Genomic DNA, 25,150 nt, shown 5'->3' on the forward strand with positions numbered 1-25,150 from the left:
GTGCGCCGTGAAACTCGTTGCGCGCTGCGCGCTTCACTCAAACATCACGGCGAGCTAGACAACGAAGCAAGCCTGTCCTTCGGCAGGCTTGCCACCCCGCATCCCGCCCAACGCAGGCGTGGGCAGAAGGGGGGAGGCTGGGGGGAGCCAACAGCCAACAGCCAACAGCCAACAGCCAACAGCCAACAGCCAACAGCCGGCGCCATCGCTCCGCTCGGCTTCAAACCAGGGGCCGAGCGAAGCGAAGGCCCTTACCAACTCCCCGTATGTCAGCGCCTGCGGCGTGGTGGTTGCGGGGTTGCAGTCCTGCCGAAGGACAGGACTGCTTCGTGATCTGACTCGCTGCGGTTGTCTGAGCGGAGTTCACGCAGTGAACGCAGCGAGTTCCGCAGCGAACCCCGCAACCGCCACGACGCAGGTTGCCCCGCAGCGAAGCGAAGGGGTCGCGGACATCCGGGTCGCCTTTGCTTTGCCTACTTTCCTTCGGCCGGCGTACCGGTGGCGAAACAAAGGAAAGTAGGTCGGCCGCCGGGCCGAGACCCGGCCTCGAAAAACACCCCCCGGCAGGGTCTCAAAAAAGAGCGTGAACTACTCAGCGCCCACCCTGAAAACTACGCGTGCTGTACAGATCCGCCGGCAGCCGCGACAGCAGCGGCAGACCAGACACCGCATCCACCGGCTGCCTCTCGATGTAGTTGAAGAACACATCGGAATCGAGCACGCCAATGTCCAGACGGCGCGCATCAGGCACGGCCGCCAGCGTCTTGTAGCCGTCGCCGCCCGTGGCATTGAAGCTCAGCACGAACAGCTTGTACGTGCGCGCCGCATCCAGCGGCTTCCACGTCTTGCTCGCGTTGTCATACACCTCGATGCCCGATACGCGCTGGCCGGCCGCCGCTGCCGCATTCACGTCAAAGCGCAGGCCGCCCGTGTAGGGGTAGGGGCCGGTCGTGCCGCTGGGGCCGTAGACGGCCTGCAGGCCGTCCTCGAGCATGCCCTTGACTTCCGTGCCGGTGATGTCCAGGCGGAACAGCTTGTTGCCGAAGGGCAGGACCTGGATGACCTGGGCGGCCGTGGTCTGGCCCAGCAGCGGGATGCGCACGCCGCCGCCGCTTTGCAGGGTGATGTCGGCGCCGCCGTAGTGGCGGTTGGCTTCTTCCAGGTAGGCCTGGGCCACGAGCTGCTGGATGTCGCCGCCGCGCACGCTGACGCTGCCTTCGGCATTGCAGGCGGCGCTGGACTGGCTGTAGTTCATGGTGCCGACGCCGCCGGGCACGCGGCGCGAGCACAGTTCCTGGGGCACGGTGGCGACCTGCTTGAGGTTGAACTGGGCAACCTTGTCCTTGAAGGGCTGCAGCGCGGCGGTGGCCTTGGCCGAGGGCGTGGTCACGCGCAGCACGCCGGTGGCGGCGGCGCTGGCCTTGAGCGCGGTCTTTTGCGCATCGGTGGCGGCCTTGCCGGCGATGGTGAAGCTGTCGCCGATCAGCACATGGGGCGTGCCCGTGCACTGGGTGACGCGGCCGTCGGCGTCGAACTGGACCTTGAGGTCGCCGACGACCTGGGCGTACTCCCAGGCCTGGACCACGCAGACGGGGCTGCCGTCCCTGTCGGCCAGGCGCGTGGGGTAGGCGCCGCCGGGCGTGCCCACGCCCGTGGTGTTGAGAACGTCGGGGCCGAGCAGGGTGTGCGAGTCGCCGCCCACGACCACGTCCACGCCGCTGAGCTTGGGCACGATCTGGCGGTCGTACTCATAGCCCACGTGGCTCATGACGATGATCTTGTTGATGCCCTTGGCGCGCAGCGCGTCGATTTCGCGCTGGGCCGCCGTGGCCTCGTCCTCGAAGGTGGTGTCGGCATCGGGGCTGGACGATGCCTTGGTCTTGCCCGCAATAGTCAGGCCGACGATGCCGATCTTCTGGCCGCCGCGCTCCACCACGGTGGAGGGGTTCACATAGCCGGGCGCCTTGGCCGCGTTCAGGGCCGAGTTGGCGCCAAAGCGCACGTTGGCGCTGAGCACGGGCGTCTTGCAGGTGCCTGTGCGCAGGCGGTCCAGGAAGGACTTGAGGCCGCTGTCGCCCTTGTCGAACTCGTGGTTGCCCAGCGTGAAGGCGTCAAAGCAGACGGTGTTCATGAGGGCGGCATCGGCCTCGCCGTCGGCGCCTGCGCGATTGAAGTACAGCGTGCCGGTGAGCGCGTCGCCGGCGTGCAGCTTGAGCACGTTGGGCGACTGCGCGGCCAGCTCCTCGATGGCCTGGGTCACGCGCTCAAAGCCTGCGGCGTCCACGGCCACGGCTTCGGCCTTGCCCGTGCCGGCGTCCAGCTGCAGGGTCTTGCTCTTGGACTCCAGCGTGGAGTGGTGATCGTTGATGTGCAGAATGCGCAGCTCCAGCGGCTGGCCTGCGGGCGTGTCGTTGCCGGAGCCGCCGCAACCGGCGATCAGGGCGGAGGCAGCCAGGGCCACGGCCAGCGGGCGCAGGGCGGGGCGATGGGAGGTCAAGGACATGAACGGGTTCTCTCTGTATCGGTTTGTCACGGCCGCCGATGCTGGGCAAGGCTGATGACACGGCGATGAAATCGCTTTGCAGGGGGCTTGACCTTGACATGGTGGCAATCTCTAAAGTGCCTGCATGCGAGAACAAAGGAGTCAGGCAATGAATGCATCGACCAAGGCCGGCATGGCCATAGACCTGCCCGTTCAGGGCATGACCTGCGCCTCCTGCGTGGGGCGTGTGGAACGCGCGCTCAAGAAGCTGCCGGGCGTGCAGGAGGCCGTGGTCAACCTGGCCACCGAAAAGGCCAGCATCCGCTTCGAGGGCGCGGCCGATCTGCCCGCCGCCATTTCCGCCATCGAGAAGGCCGGCTACGAGGTGCCCCAGTCCAGCGTGGAACTGGAGGTGGAGGGCATGACCTGCGCCTCCTGCGTGGGCCGCGTGGAGCGGGCGCTGAAAAAGGTGGAGGGCGTGCAATCGGCCAGCGTGAACCTGGCCACCGAACGTGCAGTGGTGACGCTGGCTGGCAGTGCAGATGTGGCGGCCCTTGTGGCAGCTGTGCACAAGGCCGGGTACGAAGCGCGTCCGCTGGGAGCCAGCGCGAACCCGGCCAGTGAAGGCGGCGCTGCGCAGTCGCCGGCCGAAGACGGCACGGAGCAGCGCCAGGCGCGCGAGCGTGCGTCGCTCAAGCGCTCGCTGATCGTGGCCACGGTGTTTGCGCTGCCGGTGTTCGTGCTGGAGATGGGCGGCCACATGGTGCCGGCCTTCCACCACTGGGTGGGTCAGGCCATCGGCACCCAGAACAGCTGGTATCTGCAGTGCCTGCTGTCGGCCATCGTGCTGTTCGGGCCGGGCCTGCGCTTTTTCCAGAAAGGCATTCCCGCGCTGCTGCGCGGCGCGCCCGACATGAATTCGCTGGTGGCCGTGGGCACCTCGGCGGCGTTTGCCTATTCGCTGGTGGCCACCTTCGTGCCGCAGTGGCTGCCGGCCGGCACGGTGAATGTGTATTACGAGGCGGCGGCCGTGATCGTGGCGCTGATCCTGCTGGGCCGCTTCATGGAGGCGCGCGCCAAGGGCAATACCTCCGAAGCCATCCGCCGCCTGGTGCGCCTGCAGGCCAAGACGGCGCGCGTGCGCAAGGACGGCGCCGTGCAGGAAGTGGACATCGCCGCCGTGCGTGCGGGCGACACCATCGAGGTGCGGCCCGGCGAGCGCATTCCCGTCGATGGCGAGGTCATCGAGGGCAGCAGCTTCGTCGATGAATCCATGATCAGCGGCGAGCCCGTGCCCGTCGAGAAAACCCCGGGTGCCGAACTGGTCGGCGGCACGGTGAACCAGAACGGCGCGCTGGCCTTTCGCGCCACCAAGGTGGGCGCGGACACGCTGCTGGCGCAGATCATCCGCATGGTCGAGCAGGCCCAGGGCTCCAAGCTACCCATACAGGCGCTGGTGGACCAGGTCACCATGTGGTTCGTGCCGGCCGTGATGGCCGTGGCCCTGCTGACCTTCGGCGCCTGGCTGGCCTGGGGGCCGTCGCCCGCACTGAGCTTTGCGCTGGTCAATGCCGTGGCCGTGCTCATCATCGCCTGCCCCTGCGCCATGGGCCTGGCCACGCCCACTTCCATCATGGTGGGCACGGGCCGGGCCGCGCAGATGGGCGTGCTGCTGCGCAAGGGCGAGGCCCTGCAGACCCTCAAGGACGCCCGCGTGGTGGCCGTGGACAAGACGGGCACGCTGACGCGCGGCCGCCCCGAGCTGACCGACCTGGTGCTGGCCCCGGGCTTCGAGGGCGAGCGCAGCCGCGTGCTGGCGCTGGTGGCGGCCGTGGAGGACCGCTCCGAGCACCCGATTGCGCGCGCCATCGTGGATGCTGCCAAGGCCGAGGATCTGCCGCTGGGCGCTGTGGATCGCTTTGAATCGGTGACAGGCTTTGGCGTGCGCGCCCAGGTGGACGGCGTGCGCGTGGAGATCGGTGCCGACCGCTTCATGCGCGAATTGGGCCTGCAGGTGGACACGCTGGCAGACGAGGCCGCGCGCCTGGGCGACGAAGGCAAGACGCCGCTGTATGCCGCGGTGGACGGCCGCCTGGCCGCCATGATCGCCGTGGCCGATCCCATCAAGGACAGCACGCCGGCCGCCATTGCCGCGCTGCACGCCTTGGGCCTGAAGGTGGCCATGATCACCGGCGACAACCGCCGCACGGCCGAGGCCATTGCGCGGCAGCTGGGCATCGACGAGGTGGTGGCCGAGGTGCTGCCCGGCGGCAAGGTCGATGCCGTCAAGCGCCTGAAGGCCGAGCACGGCACGCTGGCCTATGTGGGCGACGGCATCAACGACGCGCCGGCCCTGGCCGAGGCCGATGTGGGCCTGGCCATCGGCACGGGCACGGACATCGCCATCGAGGCGGCCGACGTGGTGCTGATGTCAGGCGACCTGGGCGGCGTGCCCAATGCGATTGCGCTGTCCAAGGCCACCATGGCCAATATCCGGCAGAACCTGTTCTGGGCCTTTGCCTACAACGTGGCCCTGATCCCCGTGGCTGCGGGCCTGCTGTACCCCGTCAACGGCACGCTGCTGTCGCCCGTGTTCGCGGCCGGGGCCATGGCGCTGTCCAGCGTCTTCGTGCTCAGCAACGCGCTGCGCCTGCGGCGTTTCAGTCCGCCGCTGGCGGCGGGGCGTTGAACGACGAAGGCAGTCAGCCGGGCAGCTTGGGGACGTCTATGAAGTCGTCCAGGCTCAGGCCTTTTTCCTTGAGCAAGGCTTCTAGCACGGGCTGCAGGCGGCCCAGGCTTTGCTGCACGGTCTCGCGCACCGTGTCCACCACGACCTGGGTGCTGCGGTCTATCTCCACATTGAGCAGGTCGCCCACGCCCTTGGACTCGAACACGGTCATGCGGCGCGTCTCGGGGATCAGCCAGACCTCGAACCAGCCCGCCTGGCGGTCCACCTCGGACACCGTGAGGCTGGCGCCGTTGATGGCGATGTAGCCCTTGGCGAACACGTAGTGGCGAAAGCCCTCGGGAATGCCGAAGCGGATGCGGTGGTTGGTGTCGCTGGAGGCCACTTCCAGCACGGGCGAGGTGAAGTCCACATGGCCCGACAGCGGATGGCCGCCGATCTCGGCGCCATCCTTTGCCGCGCGCTCCACATTGACGCGCCCGCCCACGGCATAGCCGCCCAGCGTGGTGATGTTCAGGCTTTGCAGCATCACATCGAACGTGGCGCGCGTGGGCGAGAGGATCTCCGTCACCGTCAGGCACACGCCGTCGGTGGAGACGCTGGCGCCGATGGCCAGGTCCTGGCAGAAGCCTTGGGGAAAGTCGAGGGTGAAGGTGCGCAGGCCGTTCTGGTCGCGCAGCGCGGCAATGCTTGCCACGGCCTGGATGATGCCGGTGAACACGATGTGGGATTCCTTGGAGCCGCCCGTGCGGCGGCGAAGCGGGTATTTTGCATCGCGGCGCTGCGCTGCGGGGGCGCAGGCCGGCGTGTCCCTGCGGGCATCAGGCCGGTGCCGCTGCCTCTTCCCACCAGCCGCTGAGCAGGGCTGGGGGCCGCTGCGCCGCATGCACCCAGGCACAGGACGGCCAGGCATCCTGCTGCACGTTCATGCCCGCATAGATGCCGTAGCCGGGGCCGGCCGCGATCTCGCCTTCGGCATGCAGGGTCTCGCCCGCGCGGATGCTGCAGGCCGCACGGATGTCGCCCAGCGCGCGCATGCCCCAGTCCACCTCGATGTGGCTGCCGCCTTCCACGTCGGCGCCAGCGTACAGGCCGTGGCCCAGCTCGATCAGGCCGCTGGCGCGGATGCTGCCGCCCGCGCGCAGGCCCTTGCCGCAGCGGATGGCGCCCTGCACCTCGATGTCCTGGCCGGCCTGTGCTCCTCCGCCCAGGCGCAGGTCGGCGCCGCAGCGCAGCTCCCAGCCGGCGCGCACGTCCTCGGCGCGCAGTTCCTCGTGCACGTCCACGCTCCAGGCGGCCTTGACCAGGCCCCCTGCCTGCAGTGGGCCGCTGCAGAAGATGGCGCCGCCACTGTGCAGGTCCTGGCCGGCCTCGATGCGGCCGGCGTGGATGCCGGCGCCGGCCTGCAGCGTGCGGCCCACGGCCAGCAGGCCGGGCACGCGCAGCTCGCCATGCACGACGACGCTGCCCGAGAACACCAGGGCATCGGCCTCCAGGTGATCGACCTCCAGCACGGCATCGGTGGGGCCGAACTGGTTCATGAGCCAGCGCGCATCCTCGACGCGGCCATCGCCCACCAGGGCATCGAGCACGCGCTGGTAGTCGTTGCCGTCATGGCGGTTGCGCACGAACCAGCGAAAGCCCGCCGCGCAGGGGCTTTTGGCACGCAGAAAGTTTTGGGAGAGTTCCATGTCCATCATCGGCTCCGGGGTCAAGGCGGCTGTGCCATGCGGCGGCGCAGCCTGAAAGGCGTGCAGGCCAGGGCGATGCGGGCGTGGGCCGGCAGCTCCTGGCATGCGTTTGCATGCGGATTCGCTGCGGGGGCCGTGCGGGAAGCTGGGGTTGGACCTCAGGCTTTCCGCACGGCGGCGGAAAGCAGGGCCGTGAAGCCGCACAGGCTGATGAAGGCCGTGGGCACGCCGTGCACGCGCTGCGGCCGCTGCGCGCGCAAGGCGGTGCAACGGGTCGGGGCGTGGCGGAAAAGGCGTGTAGGGGCCATGGACAGGGGGATGAGGAGCCGCGATTATGCCGCGAGGCCATTTGCGCACGGGGGCATGGGGCCGTGTACAGGACGGGGCTTCGTTGCTTTGGGTAACATCACGGACCCTGCGGGCGCCCGGTGGAGGACCACCGGCGCCCGGTTGCCCTGCTGCGCGGCGATCGGCCCGGCAGGGTCCTCTCGCCAAGAGAAGCCCATGAATTCCAAGACTCCCCCCTCGTTCCTGAGCCGCATCGCCATCGCGATCGGCAGTTTCTTCGCCATCCTCGGCAACGGCCGCCTGGCCGCCGATGTGTCCCGCCTGCGCGACGGCGAGCCGCTGGCCGCCGACGTGCCGCCGCCCGCACCCAAGGAGGTGCGCGTGGAGGTGCCCGTGGACCGGATCGTCGAGGTCCGCGTCGAGGTGCCTGTCGAAAAGGTGGTCGAGAAAGTGGTTGAAAAGCGTGTCGAGGTGCCGGTCGAGAAGATCGTCGAAAAGACCGTCGTGGAGCCGGCCGCACCCGCTGGCACCGCCGCCCTGCAGCTGCTGGGCCTGCTGCAGCGCGAGGCCCGCTTCGTGGACTTCGTGCAGGAAGACGTGGCCGGCTATGCCGACGCCGAGATCGGCGCCGCCGCGCGCGTGGTGCACGAAGGCTGCCGCAAGGTGCTGCGCGAGCATTTCAGCATCGCTCCCGTGCGTGCCGAGGCCGAAGGCAGCCGCGTCACGCTGGCCGCAGGCTTTGATGCCGCCGCCGTGCGCCTGACGGGCAACGTGGTCGGCCAGGCACCCTTCACGGGCACGCTGGGCCACCGCGGCTGGCGCGTGGACGATGTCCGCCTGCCCCAGCTCACCGATCACAAGGCTGCCGCCATCGTGGCCCAGGCCGAGGTGGAGCTGTGAGCATGGACCAGTCCCGTCAATCCTCCCAGGCCCGTTTCAGCATCGGCATCGACCTGGGCACCACGCATTGCGCGCTCTCCTATGTGGACCGCCAGGCCAGCGATGGCGAGAAGGTGGAGCAGGGCGTGCTGGAGATTCCCCAGCTCACCGGCCCCTCCAGCGTGGAGGCACGCCCGCTGCTGCCGTCCTTCCTCTACCTGCCGCATGAAAGCGAGCTGACTGCGGCCGACATGGCCCTGCCCTGGGGCGCCAGCCAGGACTTCGTGGTGGGCGAGTTCGCGCGATCGCGCGGCGCGGCCACGCCGATCCGGCTGGTCTCCAGCGCCAAGAGCTGGCTGTGCCATCCGGGCGTGGACCGCCGCTCGCCCCTGCTGCCGGCCGATGCGCCCGAGGAGGTGCACCGCGTCTCGCCCCTGACCGCCTCCATCCGCTACCTGTCGCACCTGCGCTGGGCCTGGGAGCAGGCCCATCCCGAGGCGCCGTTCGACGCCCAGGACGTGACGGTGACCATTCCCGCCTCGTTCGACCCGGCCGCGCGCGAGCTGACGGCCGAGGCCTGCCGCGCCGCGGGCTTCCAGAAGCTCACGCTGCTGGAGGAACCCCAGGCTGCGCTGTACAGCTGGATCCAGGCCAGCGGCGGCCAGTGGCGCAAGCAGGTGCAAAGCGGCGAGATCATCCTCGTCGTGGACGTGGGCGGCGGCACCACCGACCTGTCGCTGATCGCCGTGCTGGAAAAGGACGGCGGCCTGGAACTGCAGCGCGTGGCCGTGGGCGAGCACATCCTGCTGGGCGGCGACAACATGGACCTGGCCCTGGCCTACGGCGTGGCCCGCAAGCTGGCCCAGGAGGGCAAGCAGCTCGACGCCTGGCAGACCCGCGCCCTGGCCCATGGCTGCCGCCAGGCCAAGGAGCAACTGCTGGCCGATGCCACGCTGCAGTCCGTGCCCGTGGTCGTGCCCAGCCGGGGCAGCAAGCTCATCGGCGGCAGCATCCGCACCGAGGTCACGCGTGACGAGGTGCTGCAGATGCTGGTGGAAGGCTTCTTCCCGCGAGCAGCCGTCTCCGACAAGCCCCAGACCCGCGCGCGCGCCGCGCTGACCCAGCTGGGCCTGCCCTATGCGCAGGACGCAGCCGTCACGCGCCACCTGGCGGCCTTCCTCTCGCGCCAGGCCGGCGCCACCGAGCAGATCGAAGGCCTCCAGGGCACGCAGCCCGAGGGCGCGTCCTTCCTGCATCCCTCGGCCATCCTGTTCAACGGCGGCGTGCTCAAGGCGCCGCAGATCGAGCAGCGCATCCTGGAAGTCGTCAACGGCTGGCTGGCCGGCGAAGGCGCGCAACCCGCGCGCCTGCTGGACGGCGCCAACCTCGACCTGGCCGTGGCGCGCGGCGCCGCCTACTTCGGCCATGTGGCGGCTGCGGGCCGTGGCGTGCGCATCCGTGGCGGCACGGCGCAGAGCTATTACGTGGGCGTGGAAAGCAACATGCCCGCCATCCCCGGCATGGAGCCGCCCATCTCGGCCCTGTGCCTGGCGCCCTTCGGCATGGAAGAGGGCACCGAGGTGGCGCTGGACACCCAGGAATTCGGCCTGGTCGTGGGCGAGCCCGTGCGCCTGCGCTTCTTCGGTTCCTCCGTGCGCCGCGCCGACCAGGTCGGCACCGTGCTGGACTTCTGGGGACCCGAGGAACTGGTCGAGCTGCAGGAAATCGAGGCTCACCTGCCCGCCGAAGGCCGTGCGCCCGGCGAGATCGTGCCCGTCACCCTGCATGCGCGCGTGACCGACATCGGCACGCTGGAACTCAACGCCGTGCCCGTGGGTGGTGACGAACGCTGGAAGGTGGAGTTCGACGTGCGGGCCGATGTAGCGTAGCCCGCCCCGGCGGCAGGCCCGGTCCGGGCCGCGCACCGTGCCCTGTATGACTGCCGATATGCCTGATACTGCCGCCCCCGCCTCCGCCACCCCCTTCGCTCCCGACGCCGCCCACATCGTGGGCATCGACCTGGGCACCAGCCACACCGTGGTGGCGCATGTGCCCGTGGGCGGCACGGCGGCCGACATCGCCTTGCTGCCCGTGGCGCAGCGTGTCTCGGCTGGCGAGGTCGCTGCCCAGGTGCTGCTGCCTTCTGCGCGCTACCAGGCGGCGCCCGGCGAGCTCGGCGATGCCTGGCAGCAGCCCTGGGCGGCACTGGGCGCCGATGCGCAAGCGCCCGCCGTCAATGGCCGCTGGGCGCGTGATCTGGGCGCGGCCGTGCCGTCGCGCCTGGTGGCCAGTGCCAAGAGCTGGCTGTCGCACGCGGGCGTGGACCGCACGGCGGCCATCCTGCCCTGGGGCGCGCCCGAAGAGGTGGCCCGGCTGTCGCCGCTGCAGGCCTCGGCCAGTTACCTGGACCATGTCCGGCAGGCCTGGGACCGCACGCACCCCGGCGCGCCGCTGAGGGACCAGCTGGTCGTGCTGACCGTGCCGGCCTCATTCGACGAAGGCGCGCGCGCACTGACGCTGGAGGCCGCGCGGCTGGCCGGTCTGCCTGCGGTGCAATTGCTGGAGGAACCCAAGGCCGCCTTCCACGACTGGCTGGTGCTGCAGGGCGAACGCCTGGCGGCCGAGCTGGCGCACTGCCGCCTGGTGCTGGTGGTGGATGTGGGCGGCGGCACCACCGACCTGACCCTGATCCGCGTGCAGCCCGCTGAAGCTGGAGGCCTGCCCGTGCTGACACGCACGGCCGTGGGCGAGCACCTGATGCTGGGCGGCGACAACATGGACCTGGCGCTGGCCCATCGGCTGGAGCCGCAGTTCGCCCCGCCCGGCGAGCGTCTGCCCGCCGCACGCTTCGCCCAACTGGTGCAGCGCTGCCGCATGGCCAAGGAACAGTTGCTGGCCGACGATGCGCCCGAGTCCGTGGCCGTGACCCTGCTGGGCAGCGGATCGAAGCTGCTGGCGCAGACGCGCACGGCCACGCTGCGCCGCGACGAGGTGCGCGAGGCCGTGGTCGAAGGCTTCATGCCGCTGGCCGGCCTGCAGGATCTGCCCACCCGGCGCCAGGGCGCTTTGCGCGGCCTGGGGCTGCCCTATCCTGCCGATGCGGCGATCACACGGCACCTGGCGCAGTTCCTCGCGCAGCACGCGGCTGGGGAGTTGCCCGATGCGGTTCTGCTCAATGGCGGCGTCTTCCACGCCCATGCGCTGGCCCAGCGGCTGGTGGCGCAGCTGCAGGCCTGGCGCGGCCAGCCGCTGCGCCTGCTGCACAACCCGCATCCCGACTGGGCCGTTGCACGCGGCGCAGCGGCGCATGGCCTGGCCATGCATGTCCAGAGCCGTCCGTCAGAGGATCTGCCGGAATCGGAAGATGCCCGGACTGTGCCCGCCCCGGTACCGCGCATCGGCGGTGGCTCGCCGCGCAGCTACTGGCTGGTCCTGCCCGAGAAGGCGGGTGCCGCACCACAGGGCATCTGCCTGCTGCCGCGCGGCACGGAGGAGGGCGTGCGCATCGTGCTCTCCGGCCGGCGCTTTGCGTTGCGCCTGGGCCAGGCCGTGCGCTTTTCGCTGGTGGCCAACAGCCTGGCGGCGGCGCCTGCGCAGGCCGGCCGTATCGCGGCGCTCGACGGCGAGGGCTGGGTCGAGCTGCCCGCCCTGTCCACCGTGCTGCCCGCGCCCGAGGGCCGGGACAAGGCCCAGGTCGAAGTGCAACTGCAGGCCTGCATGACCGAGGTCGGCACGCTGGAGGTGCGCTGCGTGGCCGCCGACGATGCGCAGCGCCAGTGGTTGCTGCCGTTCAGCGTGCGCGGTGCGCTGGCCGCAGATGCGCAGGACACCGGCGATCTTTCTGCCCGGCAGGGCCGGCTGGCGGACGCCGTGGCCCTGATCGAGCGCATCTTCGGCAGCCAGGCCCAGGAGGTGACGGCCAAGGAGGTCCGCCAACTGCGCCAGTCGCTGGAGCGACGGCTGGGCCCGCGCGAGGACTGGGACCTGCCGCTGCTGCGCGCGCTGTTCGACGCCTTGCTGGCCCGCGCTAGGCGCCGCCGCCGCACGGCCGAGCACGAGCGCGTCTGGCTGAACCTGGCAGGCTGGTGCCTGCGCCCCGGCGTGGGCGCCGAGCTGGACGGCTGGCGCATGCAGCAGGTCTGGCAACTGCATGGCCAGGGCCTGGGCCATGGCGGCGAGGCGGCCAACCGCACCGAATGGTGGGTGTTCTGGCGCCGCGTGGCCGCGGGCCTGGACGAGGCCCGGCAGATGGAGCTGCTGGAAGAGGTTGCCGGCCACATGCAAAAGGCCGTGCAGCAGTCCACGCAGCGCAGCCAGGGCAAGTCCGCCCATGGCAGCTACGACGACATGCTGCGCCTGTTCGCCGCCATGGAGGCCGTGCCCTGGCAGTACCGCCAGGAAATGGGCCAGTGGATGCTGCAGCGGCTGAAGCACCCTGGTGAATCCGTGCAGACCTGGTGGGCCATAGGCCGGCTGGCCGCGCGCATGCCGCTGGCGGCCAACGCCCACCGCGTCATGCCGCCCGAGGCTGCGCAGGAGTTCCTGGACGCCACCCTGGCCCAGGACTGGCGCCGCAATGAGACCGCCATGTTCGCTGCCGTGCAGATGGCCCGCATGACGGGCGACCGTGCGCTGGACCTGTCCGATGCCCAGCGCGCCCTGGTGCTGGAGCGGTTGCGCGGCGCCGGTGCACCGCAGCGCTGGATCGACCTGGTGGAACAGGTCCAGCAGATGGACGCCCAGGATGCGAAGCGCAGCTTTGGGGATAGCCTGCCGCCGGGGCTGGTGCTGGTGGGGTGACGGCTGTTGCCCAAGAAGAAGGCCCCGCAGTGCGGGGCCTTCTTCTTGGGGAGGCACTGCAGCAAGTGCAGTGCGCTGTGCTTACTGCGAGTTCCAGACGTAGTAGGCGACACCTTCGTACTTGAAAACGGGATAGCTGGCGATCACGAAATCGCGTTCAGCCGCGTTGGCCGTGTAGAAGTGCGTGCCTGTCTGCACGTTGAAGAAGCGGAACATGGGCACGGTGCCATTGCCGGCGGCCGTCTGGGCATACCAGGACGTGCCCTCGCTCTTGAAGCTGGGATAGGTTGCGAGCACGTAGTCACGTTCAGGCTGGCTGATGGTGAAGAAGTGTGCGCCGGAGGCCGTGTTGAAGAAGCGGAACACCGGGTCCAGGCCCTGCTGCGGCTGGGTGGACGCATAGAAGGCCACGTTCTCGTACTGGAAGGCCGGGTAAGTGGCCACCACATAGTCGCGCTCGGAAGCGCTGGCGGTATAGAAATGAGCGCCGGTCTGGCGGTTGAAGAAGCGGTAGATGGCGGTGCGGGCCTGTCCGGTGCCGGTGTCCACGCCGCCCGTGCCCGTGTCTGCAGCAAGCCACTTCTGCACATTGGGGAAGAGCAGGTCAAAGCGCCCATAGATCGAGTTGCCACCCGTGCGCGAACAGGTCTGGTCGTCGCCGCCGTAGAGCGTGCCGACCAGCAGGCCATTCAGGAACAGGCCCGAACCGCTGCTGCCCGGCTGCGTCAGGCCCTGGTCCCAATTCACGCTGAGGTAGCCGCCATCGCGGTACCGGCAGGTCATGGTGGCATCGCTGGAGGGTTCGCAGGCCAAGGAGCGGTCATAGGTGCCGAAGCTGATCTTCTGCAGGTCGCCGCGCGGGTGGTGTATGCCTACCACCTTGGCGCCACTGGTCAGGGCCTGGGTGGACCAGCCGGCAAAGACGGCGCCTGCAGGGGCGGCTTCGTTGAGCCGCAGCAAGCTGCCGTCATAGGTGGCGGTGGCGTACAGCAGGGTGGCGCCGTTGCGCAGCGTGCGCGAGGCCGACGACAGCGTGCGGCTGTTGCACGAGGGCGTGCGATAGAACCACGAAGTCTCCAGCGTGGAGGCCACGGTCTGGGTGCTGATGCAATGGTTGGCCGTGAGGAAGTAGGGCGTTCCGGAGCCTGCCTTGTCGTTGATCAGCGTGCCCGAGCACACATAGCCCTGGCCGTTCTGGACATAGAACATGCGCGCCACGGCGTTGCGCTGCGCGCTGTAGGCGTCATAGCAGGTGGAGTCCAGGTGGCATGACAGGGACTCGTTGAGCTGGGCCGAGAACACGTTCTCGCCCTCCAGCGGCAGCGACAGGTTCTCGTACACGTGCATGACGCGCGGAATGGCCAGTCGCAGCGCATCGGCAGGCGTGCCGGGCGGCAGGTCGATCTCCAGGGTGACCTCGTCGCCGCCGCTGTCGGGAGTCCACCAGGTGCGGCCATCGGCGCTGGCATCGCCTGCGTCCTTGTTGGCCTGCAGCAGCTGCAGCACGCGCTGGCCGGAAATTTCATAGGCGCCGGCGCGGTCGCCTTGGGCATAGATGCGCAGCAGGGCGCTGCCGGGCAACTGCTCGATTTCCACACCCAGGCGAATGCCGTAGGCACCTTCGGAGCGCACGCTGACTGCGGCAATCAGCCCGCCGTCGGCCGAGGTCTGCCATTGCAGTTGCCCGCCCAGGGCCTGGGTGGTGGCGGTCTGGCTGCTGGGGCGCTGTGCGCCCACCTGCAGGGCGCCGCCCACAGCGGCCGAGGCGGCTCGCACATCCTTCCAGATGCCCAGTTCCACGCGCAGCGGCATGGGGGTGACGGCTGCGGGGGAAGACATGCTGCGTGAAGCCAGGAACTCCCGAGGCGTGTCCTGCGGCTGGACGCGCGAGTCCACGCTCATGCGGGGGATGAACTGAGGCACATCTGTGGCGCCCTCCTGCCCCCATGCCAGCCCCAGGCTGCCGGCCAGGGCGAGCGCCAGCGCGACGCTGCGCAAGCCCCTGCGCGCAGTGGTGTCGAAAAGATCGGTCATGAGCTCCCTCTCAACGGATTGGTGGATATTGCGAAACCCGGGCATTTTAGGTGTTGTGTGCGTGACAGCCCGGTGACGGCAGGGCCGTCCGGCGCTTCCTAGAATGGTCGCTGCGCTGCAGCGGCAGCCGGGAGCGGACACTGCGAGCGCCGTGCCTGCCCCACACATCTGCCCCCTGTCATCTACCAAGGATCTGATCCAGCATGAGCCATTCCTACTCCGACACCCAACTCCTGATCGACGGCCAATGGCAGGACGCCGCCAGCGGCAGGAAGATTCCCGTGCGCAATCCGGCCAGCGGCGAGGTCATCGGCCATGTGGCCCATGCCGACGTGGCCGACCTGGACCGTGCGCTGGCCGCCGCTCAGCGCGGCTTCGAGACCTGGCGCAAGGTCTCCGCCCATGAGCGCGGAGCCGCCATGCGCCGTGCCGCAGCCCTGCTCAAGGACCGCGCCGACGAGATCGCTGCCCTGCTGACGCAGGAGCAGGGCAAGCCGCTGGCCGAGGCCAAGGGCGAGATCCTGGCCGGCGTGGGCATCATCGAATGGTTTGCCGACGAGGCGCTGCGCGTGTACGGCCGCATCGTGCCCTCGCGCCGTCCCGAGGTGCAGCAGCTGGTGATCAAGGAGCCCGTGGGTCCCGTGGCCGCCTTCACGCCCTGGAACTTCCCCGTCAACCAGATCGTGCGCAAGATCGGCGCGGCGCTGGCCACGGGCTGCTCCTTCCTGTGCAAGGCGCCCGAGGAAACGCCGGCTGCGCCTGCCGCCCTGTTCAAGTGCTTTGTCGATGCCGGCGTGCCGGCCGGGGTGGTGGGCCTGGTGTTCGGCGATCCGGCCCAGATTTCCTCCTACCTGATCGCCCATCCCGTGATCCGCAAGGTCACGTTCACGGGTTCCACGCCCGTGGGCAAGCAGCTGGCGGCGCTGGCCGGCCAGCACATGAAGCGCTCGACCATGGAGCTGGGCGGCCACGCGCCGGTCATCGTGGCCGAGGATGCCGACGTGGCGCTGGCCGTCAAGGCGGCGGGGGCGGCCAAGTTCCGCAATGCAGGCCAGGTCTGCATCTCGCCCACGCGCTTTCTGGTGCACAACAGCGTGCGCGAGGAATTCACACGCGCCATGGTGGCGCATGCCGAAGGCCTCAAGGTCGGCGATGGCCTGGTGCAGGGCACGCAGATGGGCCCGCTGGCCAATCCGCGCCGCGTCACCGCACTGGCCCATTTCATCGAGGACGCGCAAAAGCAGGGCGCCAAGCTGCTCACGGGCGGCGGCTCCCTGGGCGACAAGGGCAACTACTTTGCACCCACGGTGCTGGGCGATGTGCCGCTGAGCGCCGAGATCTTCAACCAGGAGCCTTTCGGCCCCGTGGCTGCCATCCGCGGCTTCGACGATCTGGGCGATGCCATCGCCGAGGCCAACCGCCTGTCCTATGGCCTGGCCGCCTATGCGTTCACGCGCTCCATCAAGACCGCTCACCAGCTGGCGCAGCAGGTCGAGGCCGGCATGCTGTGGATCAACCAGCCGGCCGTGGCCTCGGCCGAGATGCCGTTCGGCGGCATCAAGGACTCGGGCTACGGCTCCGAAGGCGGCCCCGAGGCGCTGGAGGCCTACCTGGTCTCCAAGGCCGTGTCCATTGCCGCCGTGTGATCATGGCCGGCTGAAAGATGAACGGCCCCTGAGGGGGCCGTTTTTCATGGGTGCGGCTTGCGCGCGGGAATGCGGTAGATGACGGCCGCGTACTTGGGCCGCTGCTGCTGCTCCACGACGACCCCGCCCAATCCTTCGGCGATGCGCCGGCTGGCCGTGTTGGCCTCGGCCACCGGGTAGCTGAAGGACTTCGGGGCGAAGGTTTCCGCGGCCCAGGCGGCCAGGGCGGCAACGGCCTCGCGGCCATGGCCCTGGCCATGCGCGTCCTCGCGTATCCAGATGCCGAGTTCGGGCTCGGCATCGCGCGCGCGGTGCAGGCCCAGCAGGCCGGTGAATCGGCCTGACGCGCGCTCGCGCAGCGTGAAGTTGAAGTCCGTGCCGGCTGCGATCTCCCGCAGCCATCCGCGCCAGACCGCCTCGAAATCGGCAGGCGTCGATGGCGGCTCGAACGACAGGTAGCGCGTCAACGTGGGCGTGATGCAGGCAAAGGCCTCATTGGCATCGGCGGCAGTGAAGGGGCGCAGCGCCAGGCGCTGTGAGGTGATGGTGGTGTCGCTCCACGTCATGGATGCTTTCCTCGCAACAGGGGGACAGAGAGCGTGGGGCGCTGCCGGCCTGGGCCGGCCTTAGCCGTTCATTCTGGCATGGGTCCGTGCTTCAGCCGGCATTGCGGAAGAAGGCTTCGTGCTGCGCGATCTCATGCGCGGCATGGCGCAGCTGGCGGGCCTGGTCGGGGTGGCGTTCGGCCACGCGCTGCGCCAGCGCGCGCAAAAGCGGCGGGCACTGGCCGGGCGCCTGTTGCAGCCGCTGCAGGCGCAGCAGCGCGGCGCGCACGGCGCGGGCCGTGCCGTCGCCCAGGGCCGCTTCCCCGGACAGCTGGTGCAGCGCCTGGATGGCGCGGCCCACATGCAGGGCGGCCAGGCCGCACTCGGCCGCCTGCGCACCCAGCTGCCCTCCGGCCTGCTCCGACATGCGCACCAGGCGCAGCAGCCGGTGGTACAGGCGGGCACGCCAGATGCGGCCATCGCGCGCATGGCCGGGCGTGGCGGCCATGTCCTGCAGCTCGTGGACCATCATGGAGCGCAGGCCCTGCAGCCGTCCCTGCAGGGTGACCGGCAGGATGAATCGGTAGGCAGCCCAGCCGGCCAGCGGCCCGGACACCACCGCCAGCCCCAGGGCCAGCGCATGGCCGAAGCTGGCCGTCTGCGGGTAGTGGGGCTGCAGCAGGAGCAGCAGCACCATGTTGCAGTCATAGCCCGAGAGCGCGGTGCGCTGGTGGGAGAACAGCAGTGCGCCCACGAAGACGAAGGGCAGCATCAGCCACACCAGGCCCGCCTGGCTGCTGGCGAACGGCCAGACCAGCCACTGGCAGGCCAGGGCCACCAGCACGCCCATGGCCTGGCCCAGGGTCACATGGCGCATGGTGGCCGACGGGTTCTCGAAGCCCGAGAACACGGTCAGCATGATGGACATGCCCAGCAGCATGTAGGCGCCGCCGCTCCAGCCCGAGGCCACCCACAGCAGGCCCACGATGGCGATGGCCGCGCTGGCGCGCAGCATGGCGCGGCGCGCGCCCAGCCAGTCGCTGTGCAGCACCACCGGCCATTGGCGCGCGCGGTGGCCGGGCGGCAGCGCCACGTCGTGGGTGGCGGCCAGGTGGGCCTGCAGTGCAAAGCCCATCGGGGCCAGCATGTCGGCCGCGCCGGGCCAGGTTGCGGCGGACTCGCGTGCGCGTATCAGGGCCGCCGCGGCCTCGTGCAACTGCACGCGCGTCTCCAGTGCCACGGCGGCTTCGCGCAGCGCCTGCGCGGCGGCCAGGGCCTGCGCGTCGCCAAAGGCCGCAGGCGGCTCCTGCGATGGTGCATCGCGCAGCCACAGCAGGGCCGAGATCTGGGCATTCATGAGTCGGCGCAGCGCGTGCACGGCCTCGCGCGAGCGCTGCGATCCTGCGGCGTGCGGGTCCAGCCCCTCCTCGATCACCGCCATGGCCAGCAGGCGGGCGGCGATCTCCTGCGAGCCCAGTGACGAACGGCCGCGCGCCTGCAGGCTGTCGGCCAGATCGCGCAGCAGCCGGGCAAACAGCTGGCGTACCTCGGCATTGCCGGGAATGCCGCTGCCCTTGGGCGTGAACAGCCAGCCCACGAGCAAGGCTGCGAAAACGCCGGTCAGCGCGGTGAACAGCCGGTCCCAGCCCAGCGCGAAGACCTGCTCGGGATGGGCGAAGTCCAGCAGCGCCACCATGGCTGCCGAATAGCCGGCCAGCATGGTGCCGTAGGCCACGAAGCTGCGCTGCAGATTGCCCACGCCCGCACACAGGCCCAGCCAGACGGCCAGGCCCAGCACCAGCCACAGCAGATTGCCCTGGGCAAGCAGCACCAGGCCCACGCCGACGGCTGTGCCGGCCACGGTGCCTGCGACCCGGAAAAAGCTTTTCTCGACCAGTTGCCCGCGCAGCGGCTGGGATGCGGCCCAGGTGGCCATGGCGGCCCACTGCGGATGCTCCAGCCCCAGCTGCCAGGCAGCCAGCAAGGCCAGGCATGCGGCGAAGGCCGTGCGCAGGTGCTGGCGCAGGCGCACGGGGTCGAAACCCCAGCGGGCCGAGGCCTGGAGCAGGCGGCCATAGGCATCGTGGAGGGCGCTCATGGCGCGCCTTCCGTGCGCAGCGCGCCCATGCGCGCCTGGATCTTGGCCATGCCGGCCAGCATGGCCTCGACCTCGGCATCGTCCAGGTCCTGCAGCATGGCCAGCTCGGCCTGCAGCATGGTGGCGCGCACGCGATCCACGGCGCCGTTGCCTTCATCGGTCAGGAAGATGCGCTTGCTGCGCCGGTCACCGGGGTCGGCGCGGCGCTCCACCCATCCGTGGCCTTCCAGAATATCGAGCAGGCGCACCAGGCTGGAGCCGTCCAGTCCCACGCGCTCGGCCAGTTCCTTTTGCGTGACGCCATCGCCCCAGGCGCGCAGGTGGATCAGCGGCGCCCAGGTGGCGTCGGTCAGGCCGTCGGCCAGCAGTTGTTCCTCGACCTGGCGGCGCCACTGGCGTACCAGGGTGACCATGAGAAAGCCGAGACGGGCGCGGGGAGGGGCAGAGGCAAAGGACATGCCTCGATTATCTTTGTAGTTCAATTAATTTGTATTACAAATTAATTGTGCCTGCATTTGATTCAAGGGTATTCCCTTGCTCTGGAAGGCAGGCCGTCCATGAAAAAGGCCCTGCGAGACGATGCCTCGCAGGGCCGGTCGATGGATGCTGGCAGCTTCAGAGCAGGCCGGGCACCCAGCGGTTGAAGAGCAGGCCCGCCACCAGAAGCCATGCGAACAGCAAGGCGGCCAGCAGCAGGGGCTTCGTGCCTGCGGCACGCACGGCGCGGACATGGGTGGTCAGGCCCAGGGCCGCCATGGCCACGGCCAGCAGCGCGTTGTCCAGCTGCACGCCCACCTGCACCACGGCAGCGGGCAGCACGCCCAGCGAGTTCACGCCGGCCATGGCGACGAAGCCCAGCGCGAACCAGGGAATGGTGATGCGGCGCGGCTGGCCGTCGCTCATCTGGCTGCTGCGGTTGCCGCGCGCCACCGCCATGGACAGCAGCAGCAGGAAGGGGGCCAGCATCATCACGCGCACCATCTTGGAGATCACGGCCACGTCGGCGGCTTCGGGCGCAATGGCTTCGCCGGCGGCCACGACCTGGGCCACCTCATGCACGGTGGAGCCCACGTACAGCCCGTACTGCGCGGGCGACATGTCCAGCCAGCCGTGGGCGGCGTTCCAGTGGAACAGCGCGGGGTAGAGAAAGGTGCCCACGGTGCCGAAGACCACCACGGTGGCCACGGCCACGGCCACGTCTTCGGCACGTCCCTTGATCACGGGTTCGGTGGCCAGCACGGCAGCGGCGCCGCAGATGGAGCTGCCCGCGCCGATCAGCACCGTGGTGCGCGCATCCAGCCCGAAGACGCGGCGGCCCAGCCACTGCGCCAGCAAGAAGGTGCTACCCAGCACCAGGGCATCGACCACCACGCCGGCCATGCCCACATGGCCTATGTCCTGGAAGGTCAGCCGCAGGCCGTAGAGCACGATGCCCGCACGCAGCAGGCGCTGCTTGGCCAGGCCCACGCCGGCATGGCAGCTGGGCGCCAGGCGCGGATAGACGGTGTTGCCGATGACCAGGCCGATGCAGATGGCCAGCGTCAGCGCGCTCAGGCCCGAGCCGGCCAGCAGGGGCTGGCGTGCGCCCCAGGTGGCGGCTGCGGCAATGGCGCCTGCCAGCAGCAGGCCGGGCGCAAGCTCGGTCAAATGGCGAAGCCAGCCAGGGAGGAAGGAGCATGGGAGGGAAGTGGTGTTCATGGTGCCTGCGCGCCGCGTCAGGAGCGCGGTGCATGGGAGGCACTTTAGATTTCTTGGCTATATTCGTATAACGAATAGTTTTTGTAGCATCAACCGGGGAAACAGGTTGATGCCTCGTCCAGACTGCACGCCATGCTGCACCTCACCCTGCGACAGCTCGAAATCTTCTGCGCCGTTGCCCAGGCCGGCTCCACCGTGGCGGCGGCCGATGCCGTGGCCCTGTCGCAGTCGGCCACCAGCGCCGCGCTGCAGCAGCTGGAGCAGGCCATGGGCGCCCAGCTGTTCGAGCGCGTGGGCCGGCGGCTGGCGCTCAACGACGCGGGGCGCGCCCTGCTGCCCGAGGCGCTGGCGCTGCTGGAGCAGGCCAGGGGCATAGAGCAGGCGTTTTCGGTGCGGGCGGCCAGCCTGCCCGTGCGTCTGCGCGTGGCAGCCAGCACCACCATAGGCACCTATGCGCTGCCGGCCGTGCTCGCGCACCTGGCGCGCAGCCATCCGCACCTGAGCGTGGACCTGCAGATCGCCAACACGCGCGAGGTGGGCCAGGCCGTGGAATCGCTGGACGTGGACCTGGGCCTGATCGAGGGCACCAGCCACTGGCCCGGGCTGGAGGTCGAGCCCTGGATGCGCGACGAACTCGTCATCGTGGCTGCAGCACAGGACCCGCTGGTGCAGGCCGCGGGCCAGCGCCCGCTGGGCGTGGCCGCTTTGCGCGGTGCGCGCTGGCTGCTGCGCGAGCCGGGCTCGGGCACGCGCGAGATGGTGGAGCATGCCTTGCTGCCGCATCTGCACCAGCTGCCGGCCGCCGCCACGCTGGGCAGCTCCGAGGCCATAGCGCGCTGCGTGGCCCAGGGCCTGGGCATCAGCTGCCTGTCGCGCGTGCTGGTGCAGGCCCTGGTCGCCTCGGGAGAGCTGGCCGTGCTGCCGACCACGCTGCCGCGCATGTGGCGCGATTTCTCGCTGGTGCAGCGGGCAGGCAAGCGCCGCTCGCCTGCGCTGGCGGCCTTCGTGCAGGCCTGCAGGTCCCAGGCGCAGGAATGAGCCCAGGCTACTTTTGCAGCGGTATCGGCGTGTTGCGCGGCACGGGCACGGCCGTGACGCTGTTCTGCGGCGAGCCTTCGATCACGCGGTCCGAGTAGGTCATGTAGACCAGGGTGTTGCGCTGCGCATCGACCATGCGCACCACGCGCAGGCGCTTGAACAGCAGCGAGATGCGTTCGCTGAACACTTCTTCCTGCTGCTTGAGCGGCGCAGGGATCTGGATGGGTCCGGTCTGCACGCAGCTGATCGAGGCTTCGGCGCGGTCCTCGGCCAGGCCCAGGCCGCCCTTGATGCCGCCGGTCTTGGCGCGCGAGACATAGCAGGTCACGCCCGCCACCTTGGGATCGTCATAGGCATCGACCACGATCTTGTGGTCCGGGCCTATGAACTTGAACACCGTGTCCACCGCACCGACCTGCTCGGCGCGCGCGCCACAGGCGCCCAGCAGCAGCGTGGCCAGGGCGGCCGTGAGCAAGGCCCGGCCTCGCGGGAAATACTTCGCACTGGGTTTGATCATGGCGTTGCGTAAGAGAGTGGCGCGGCCCAACTCAGGGACACCGAGGAAGGGCCGCCCCGCCCCGAGGGTGTCGTCCCCCTCCCGCGAAGCGAGAGAGGGGGAAGGCGCAAAGCGCCTCAGGGGGTGTTTTCACCCGCCACATGGCGGCGAAGATGCTCCAGAGCTTCCTCGACCTGATCCACCAGCACCAGGCACAGGTCGCCGGGCGTCAGCCGCGCCAGCGCGTGGTCGATGGCGTTGAACTCGCCCTGGATCTGGGTCACGTAGCCGGTACGCGGTGCGCCTTGCAGGCCTTGCTGCAGCAGGGCCAGGACTTCACCGTCGGCGCGGCCGCGCTGGCAGGCATCCTGGTAGAGGATGACGTCGTCGAAGGCGCGGCCCAGGATCTGTGTCTGCTCGGTGATGTCCTGGTCGCGGCGGTCGCCCGCGCCGCTGATGACCACGCTGCGGCGCTGGGCCGGCATGGCATCCACGGCCTGCACCAGGGCGCGGATGGCGTCGGGGTTGTGGCCGTAGTCGGCGATCAGCGTGGCGCCACGGTAGTCCATGACGTTGAAGCGTCCGGGGGCGTTGTCGCTGTCGTTGACGAAGCCGGCCAGCCCGCGGCGGATGGTCTGCCACGGCAGGCCCACGCCCCAGGCGGCGGCGATGGCGGCCATGACGTTCTCCACCTGGAAGGTGATGGTGCCGTTGCGCGTGATGGGGATCTCGCGCAGGGCGATGGTCTCGCGCCACGAGCTTTCGGCCGCAACGATGCTGTCGCCGTCCACGTAGACCACGCGGTTGCCCTGGGCGCGGTGCGTGGCCATCACGGGGTGGTGGCGGTCGGCCGCGAAATAGATGACCTTGCCCGGCGAGGTGGAGGCCATGGCGGCCACCAGCGGGTCGGCGGCGTTGAGCACGGCATAGCCGTCGGCGGCCACGTTCTGCACGATGACGCGCTTGAGCACGGCCACGTCTTCCACCGTGGTGATGTAGTTCAGGCCCAGGTGGTCGCCCGCGCCCACGTTGGTGACCACGGCCACCTGGCAGCGGTCGAAGCCCAGCCCTTCGCGCAGGATGCCGCCGCGCGCGCATTCGAGCACGGCCGCATCGGTCTCGGGGTGGGCCAGGGCGTTGCGCGCGCTGCGCGGGCCCGAGCAGTCGCCGCTGTCGATCTGGCGGCCGTTGACGTAGACGCCGTCGGTATTGGTCATGGCCGTGCGCCAGCCATGCGAGGTGAACAGGTGGGCGATCAGGCGCGTGGTCGTGGTCTTGCCATTGGTGCCGGTGACGGCCACCAGCGGGATGCGGCCATCCTGGCCGGGTGCGAACAGCTCATCGACCATGGGCACGCCCACGTTGCGGGGCTTGCCGAAGGACGGCGCCAGGTGCATGCGCAGGCCCGGCGCGGCGTTGACTTCGACGATGCCGCCGTTTTGCTCCTCCAGCGGGCGCAGCATGGTCTCGCAGACCACGTCCACGCCGCAGATGTGCAGGCCGATGGTCTGGGCGGCCTCGACGGCGCGTGCGGCGATGTCGGGATGCACGTCGTCCGTCACATCGGTGGCGCTGCCGCCGGTGGACAGGTTGGCGTTGTTGCGCAGCACCACGCGCTGGCCCTGGGCCGGCACGGATTCGGGCGTGAGCCCTTCTGTGGCGATGCGCGCGATGGCGATGTCGTCCAGGCGGATCTTGGTCAGCGCCGTGCCGTGGCCCGAGCCGCGGCGCGGGTCTTGGTTGACCAGCTCGACCAGTTCGCGGATGGTGTGCTGGCCGTCGCCCAGCACCTGGGGCGGCTCGCGGCGCGCAGCGGCCACCAGCTGGCCGCCGACCACCAGCAGGCGGAAGTCGTGGCCCGGCAGGAAGCGTTCGACCATGATGTCGTCGCCGAATTCCGAGGCGGTGGCGAAGGCGGCCTTGAGCTGCTCGTGCGTGGTGATGTTGACCACCACGCCCTTGCCCTGGTTGCCGTCCTGGGGCTTGACCACCACGGGCAGGCCCACTTCCTGGGCCACGAGCCAGGCTTCTTCCACGTCCTTGACGGGGCGGCCCAGCGGCACGGGCACGCCGGCGGCGTGCAGCAGGCGCTTGGTCAGGTCCTTGTCCTGGGCGATGGACTCGGCCACGGCGCTGGTCTGGTCCAGCTCGGCGGCCTGGATGCGGCGGGCCTTGGAGCCCCAGCCCAGTTGCACCAGCGAGCCCGAGGTCAGGCGGCGGATGGGAATGCCGCGCGCCACGGCCGCATCGACGATGGAGCCTGTGGAGGGGCCGATGCGCTCGTCCTCGTCGAGTTCACGCAGCTCGGCCACCACCTTGTCGGCGTCGAAGGGCGTGTCGGCCAGTGCCGACTGCAGCAGCGCACCGGCCTGTTCCATGGCCAGGCGGCCCACGGATTCCTCGGTGTACTCCACCACCACCTGGTAGGTGCCGGCTTCCACGGTCTCGTGCGTGCGGCTGAAGGTCACGGGGCAGCCGGCCTGGGCCTGCAGCGACAGGGCCGCCACTTCCAGCACATGGGCCAGCGACAGGCGCTGGTCGGCACCGTGCGGCTGCAGCGTGCCGATCTTGGGAAAGCGTGCGCGCAGCCGGTCCTCGAACCCTGCCAGGGCCGAGTAGTCACAGTCGCCGGGCTCGCATTGCACGATGGCTTCGATGGCGGTGCTGCGGGTCCAGAGATTGGGGCCGCGCAGGGCTCGGATGCGGGTGATCTGCATAGTGTCTTCTTTCGGAGGGCAGGCCCGCGTCGCCGGGCCTGCCTGCATGTCA

General features: G+C 69.8%; 16 protein-coding genes. 6 read left to right on the forward strand and 10 right to left on the reverse strand.

Features of this window, described 5'->3' with window-relative positions:
* Nucleotides 1-592: 592 nt before the first annotated feature.
* Complete coding sequence (locus tag G4D77_RS21145) at nt 593-2,503, reverse strand: bifunctional metallophosphatase/5'-nucleotidase (RefSeq protein WP_154833521.1); 1,911 nt, start codon at nt 2,501-2,503, stop codon at nt 593-595.
* Nucleotides 2,504-2,651: 148 nt separating this feature from the next.
* On the opposite strand from G4D77_RS21145, the gene G4D77_RS21150 reads away from it, so the two are divergent.
* Nucleotides 2,652-5,171 (forward strand): heavy metal translocating P-type ATPase, encoded by a 2,520-nt coding sequence (locus G4D77_RS21150; protein ID WP_154833522.1) that lies wholly within the window; start codon nt 2,652-2,654, stop codon nt 5,169-5,171.
* A gap of 13 nt (nt 5,172-5,184) precedes the next feature.
* On the opposite strand, the gene G4D77_RS21155 is transcribed toward G4D77_RS21150, so the two are convergent.
* Complete coding sequence (locus tag G4D77_RS21155) at nt 5,185-5,889, reverse strand: riboflavin synthase subunit alpha (RefSeq protein WP_154833523.1); 705 nt, start codon at nt 5,887-5,889, stop codon at nt 5,185-5,187.
* Between the two features lie 100 nt (nt 5,890-5,989).
* On the reverse strand, nt 5,990-6,865 hold the full coding sequence (locus G4D77_RS21160; RefSeq protein ID WP_026062924.1) for a hypothetical protein: 876 nt from the start codon (nt 6,863-6,865) through the stop codon (nt 5,990-5,992).
* Nucleotides 6,866-7,363: 498 nt separating this feature from the next.
* On the opposite strand from G4D77_RS21160, the gene G4D77_RS21165 reads away from it, so the two are divergent.
* The 3 genes from G4D77_RS21165 to G4D77_RS21175 are packed head-to-tail and all read left to right on the forward strand — an operon-like array spanning nt 7,364 to nt 12,826.
* Nucleotides 7,364-8,047, forward strand: a complete 684-nt coding sequence (locus tag G4D77_RS21165) for a DUF2760 domain-containing protein (protein WP_016450853.1) — start codon at nt 7,364-7,366, stop codon at nt 8,045-8,047.
* A 2-nt stretch (nt 8,048-8,049) separates the two neighbouring features.
* Complete coding sequence (locus tag G4D77_RS21170) at nt 8,050-9,915, forward strand: Hsp70 family protein (RefSeq protein WP_154833524.1); 1,866 nt, start codon at nt 8,050-8,052, stop codon at nt 9,913-9,915.
* Nucleotides 9,916-9,973: 58 nt separating this feature from the next.
* Nucleotides 9,974-12,826, forward strand: a complete 2,853-nt coding sequence (locus tag G4D77_RS21175; RefSeq protein ID WP_193726193.1) for an Hsp70 family protein — start codon at nt 9,974-9,976, stop codon at nt 12,824-12,826.
* Between the two features lie 81 nt (nt 12,827-12,907).
* Here the strand turns inward: G4D77_RS21175 and G4D77_RS21180 are convergent, their stop codons facing one another.
* Nucleotides 12,908-14,860 carry a trypsin-like serine protease gene (locus tag G4D77_RS21180; RefSeq protein WP_154833526.1) on the reverse strand — a complete coding sequence of 651 codons (1,953 nt, stop codon included), beginning with the start codon at nt 14,858-14,860 and terminating at the stop codon, nt 12,908-12,910.
* A gap of 203 nt (nt 14,861-15,063) precedes the next feature.
* On the opposite strand from G4D77_RS21180, the gene G4D77_RS21185 reads away from it, so the two are divergent.
* Nucleotides 15,064-16,506 (forward strand): NAD-dependent succinate-semialdehyde dehydrogenase, encoded by a 1,443-nt coding sequence (locus G4D77_RS21185; protein WP_016448756.1) that lies wholly within the window; start codon nt 15,064-15,066, stop codon nt 16,504-16,506.
* A 44-nt stretch (nt 16,507-16,550) separates the two neighbouring features.
* On the opposite strand, the gene G4D77_RS21190 is transcribed toward G4D77_RS21185, so the two are convergent.
* From G4D77_RS21190 to G4D77_RS21205, 4 genes are all read right to left on the reverse strand, one after another.
* Nucleotides 16,551-17,072: a GNAT family N-acetyltransferase gene (locus G4D77_RS21190; RefSeq protein ID WP_154833527.1), complete on the reverse strand. Its 522-nt coding sequence runs from the start codon at nt 17,070-17,072 to the stop codon at nt 16,551-16,553.
* 91 nt (nt 17,073-17,163) lie between these two features.
* Nucleotides 17,164-19,149 (reverse strand): FUSC family protein, encoded by a 1,986-nt coding sequence (locus tag G4D77_RS21195; protein WP_154833528.1) that lies wholly within the window; start codon nt 19,147-19,149, stop codon nt 17,164-17,166.
* Nucleotides 19,146-19,607 (reverse strand): MarR family winged helix-turn-helix transcriptional regulator, encoded by a 462-nt coding sequence (locus G4D77_RS21200; protein ID WP_016448753.1) that lies wholly within the window; start codon nt 19,605-19,607, stop codon nt 19,146-19,148. Before G4D77_RS21200 ends, G4D77_RS21195 begins: the two co-directional genes overlap by 4 nt.
* Before the next feature lie 157 nt (nt 19,608-19,764).
* Complete coding sequence (locus G4D77_RS21205) at nt 19,765-20,847, reverse strand: YeiH family protein (protein WP_154833529.1); 1,083 nt, start codon at nt 20,845-20,847, stop codon at nt 19,765-19,767.
* Nucleotides 20,848-20,979: 132 nt separating this feature from the next.
* Between G4D77_RS21205 and G4D77_RS21210 the strand changes: the two genes are divergently transcribed.
* Nucleotides 20,980-21,885 (forward strand): LysR family transcriptional regulator, encoded by a 906-nt coding sequence (locus G4D77_RS21210; protein ID WP_154833530.1) that lies wholly within the window; start codon nt 20,980-20,982, stop codon nt 21,883-21,885.
* A 7-nt stretch (nt 21,886-21,892) separates the two neighbouring features.
* Here G4D77_RS21210 and G4D77_RS21215 read toward each other — a convergent pair whose 3' ends face one another.
* A complete protein-coding gene (locus G4D77_RS21215; RefSeq protein WP_227740904.1) occupies nt 21,893-22,402 on the reverse strand; it encodes a CreA family protein in 510 nt (169 codons plus the stop codon).
* 116 nt (nt 22,403-22,518) lie between these two features.
* Nucleotides 22,519-25,098, reverse strand: coding sequence for a cyanophycin synthetase (gene cphA, locus G4D77_RS21220; protein WP_017407310.1), 2,580 nt, complete (start codon nt 25,096-25,098; stop codon nt 22,519-22,521).
* Nucleotides 25,099-25,150: the final 52 nt, after the last annotated feature.

This window comes from Delftia sp. WY8, from assembly GCF_018437695.1.
Lineage (GTDB): Bacteria > Pseudomonadota > Gammaproteobacteria > Burkholderiales > Burkholderiaceae_C > Comamonas > Comamonas tsuruhatensis.

Bases quoted from the DNA above. Each gene is read 5' to 3' on its own strand.
- G4D77_RS21180 (WP_154833526.1), bottom strand. From the start codon at position 14,860: ATGACCGATCTTTTCGACACCACTGCGCGCAGGGGCTTGCGCAGCGTC.
- G4D77_RS21205 (WP_154833529.1), bottom strand. From the start codon at position 20,847: ATGAACACCACTTCCCTCCCATGCTCCTTCCTCCCTGGCTGGCTTCGC.
- G4D77_RS21195 (WP_154833528.1), bottom strand. From the start codon at position 19,149: ATGAGCGCCCTCCACGATGCCTATGGCCGCCTGCTCCAGGCCTCGGCC.
- G4D77_RS21210 (WP_154833530.1), top strand. From the start codon at position 20,980: ATGCTGCACCTCACCCTGCGACAGCTCGAAATCTTCTGCGCCGTTGCC.
- G4D77_RS21150 (WP_154833522.1), top strand. From the start codon at position 2,652: ATGAATGCATCGACCAAGGCCGGCATGGCCATAGACCTGCCCGTTCAG.
- G4D77_RS21165 (WP_016450853.1), top strand. From the start codon at position 7,364: ATGAATTCCAAGACTCCCCCCTCGTTCCTGAGCCGCATCGCCATCGCG.
- G4D77_RS21175 (WP_193726193.1), top strand. From the start codon at position 9,974: ATGCCTGATACTGCCGCCCCCGCCTCCGCCACCCCCTTCGCTCCCGAC.
- G4D77_RS21185 (WP_016448756.1), top strand. From the start codon at position 15,064: ATGAGCCATTCCTACTCCGACACCCAACTCCTGATCGACGGCCAATGG.
- G4D77_RS21215 (WP_227740904.1), bottom strand. From the start codon at position 22,402: ATGATCAAACCCAGTGCGAAGTATTTCCCGCGAGGCCGGGCCTTGCTC.
- G4D77_RS21145 (WP_154833521.1), bottom strand. From the start codon at position 2,503: ATGTCCTTGACCTCCCATCGCCCCGCCCTGCGCCCGCTGGCCGTGGCC.
- G4D77_RS21160 (WP_026062924.1), bottom strand. From the start codon at position 6,865: ATGGACATGGAACTCTCCCAAAACTTTCTGCGTGCCAAAAGCCCCTGC.
- cphA (WP_017407310.1), bottom strand. From the start codon at position 25,098: ATGCAGATCACCCGCATCCGAGCCCTGCGCGGCCCCAATCTCTGGACC.
- G4D77_RS21200 (WP_016448753.1), bottom strand. From the start codon at position 19,607: ATGTCCTTTGCCTCTGCCCCTCCCCGCGCCCGTCTCGGCTTTCTCATG.
- G4D77_RS21190 (WP_154833527.1), bottom strand. From the start codon at position 17,072: ATGACGTGGAGCGACACCACCATCACCTCACAGCGCCTGGCGCTGCGC.
- G4D77_RS21170 (WP_154833524.1), top strand. From the start codon at position 8,050: ATGGACCAGTCCCGTCAATCCTCCCAGGCCCGTTTCAGCATCGGCATC.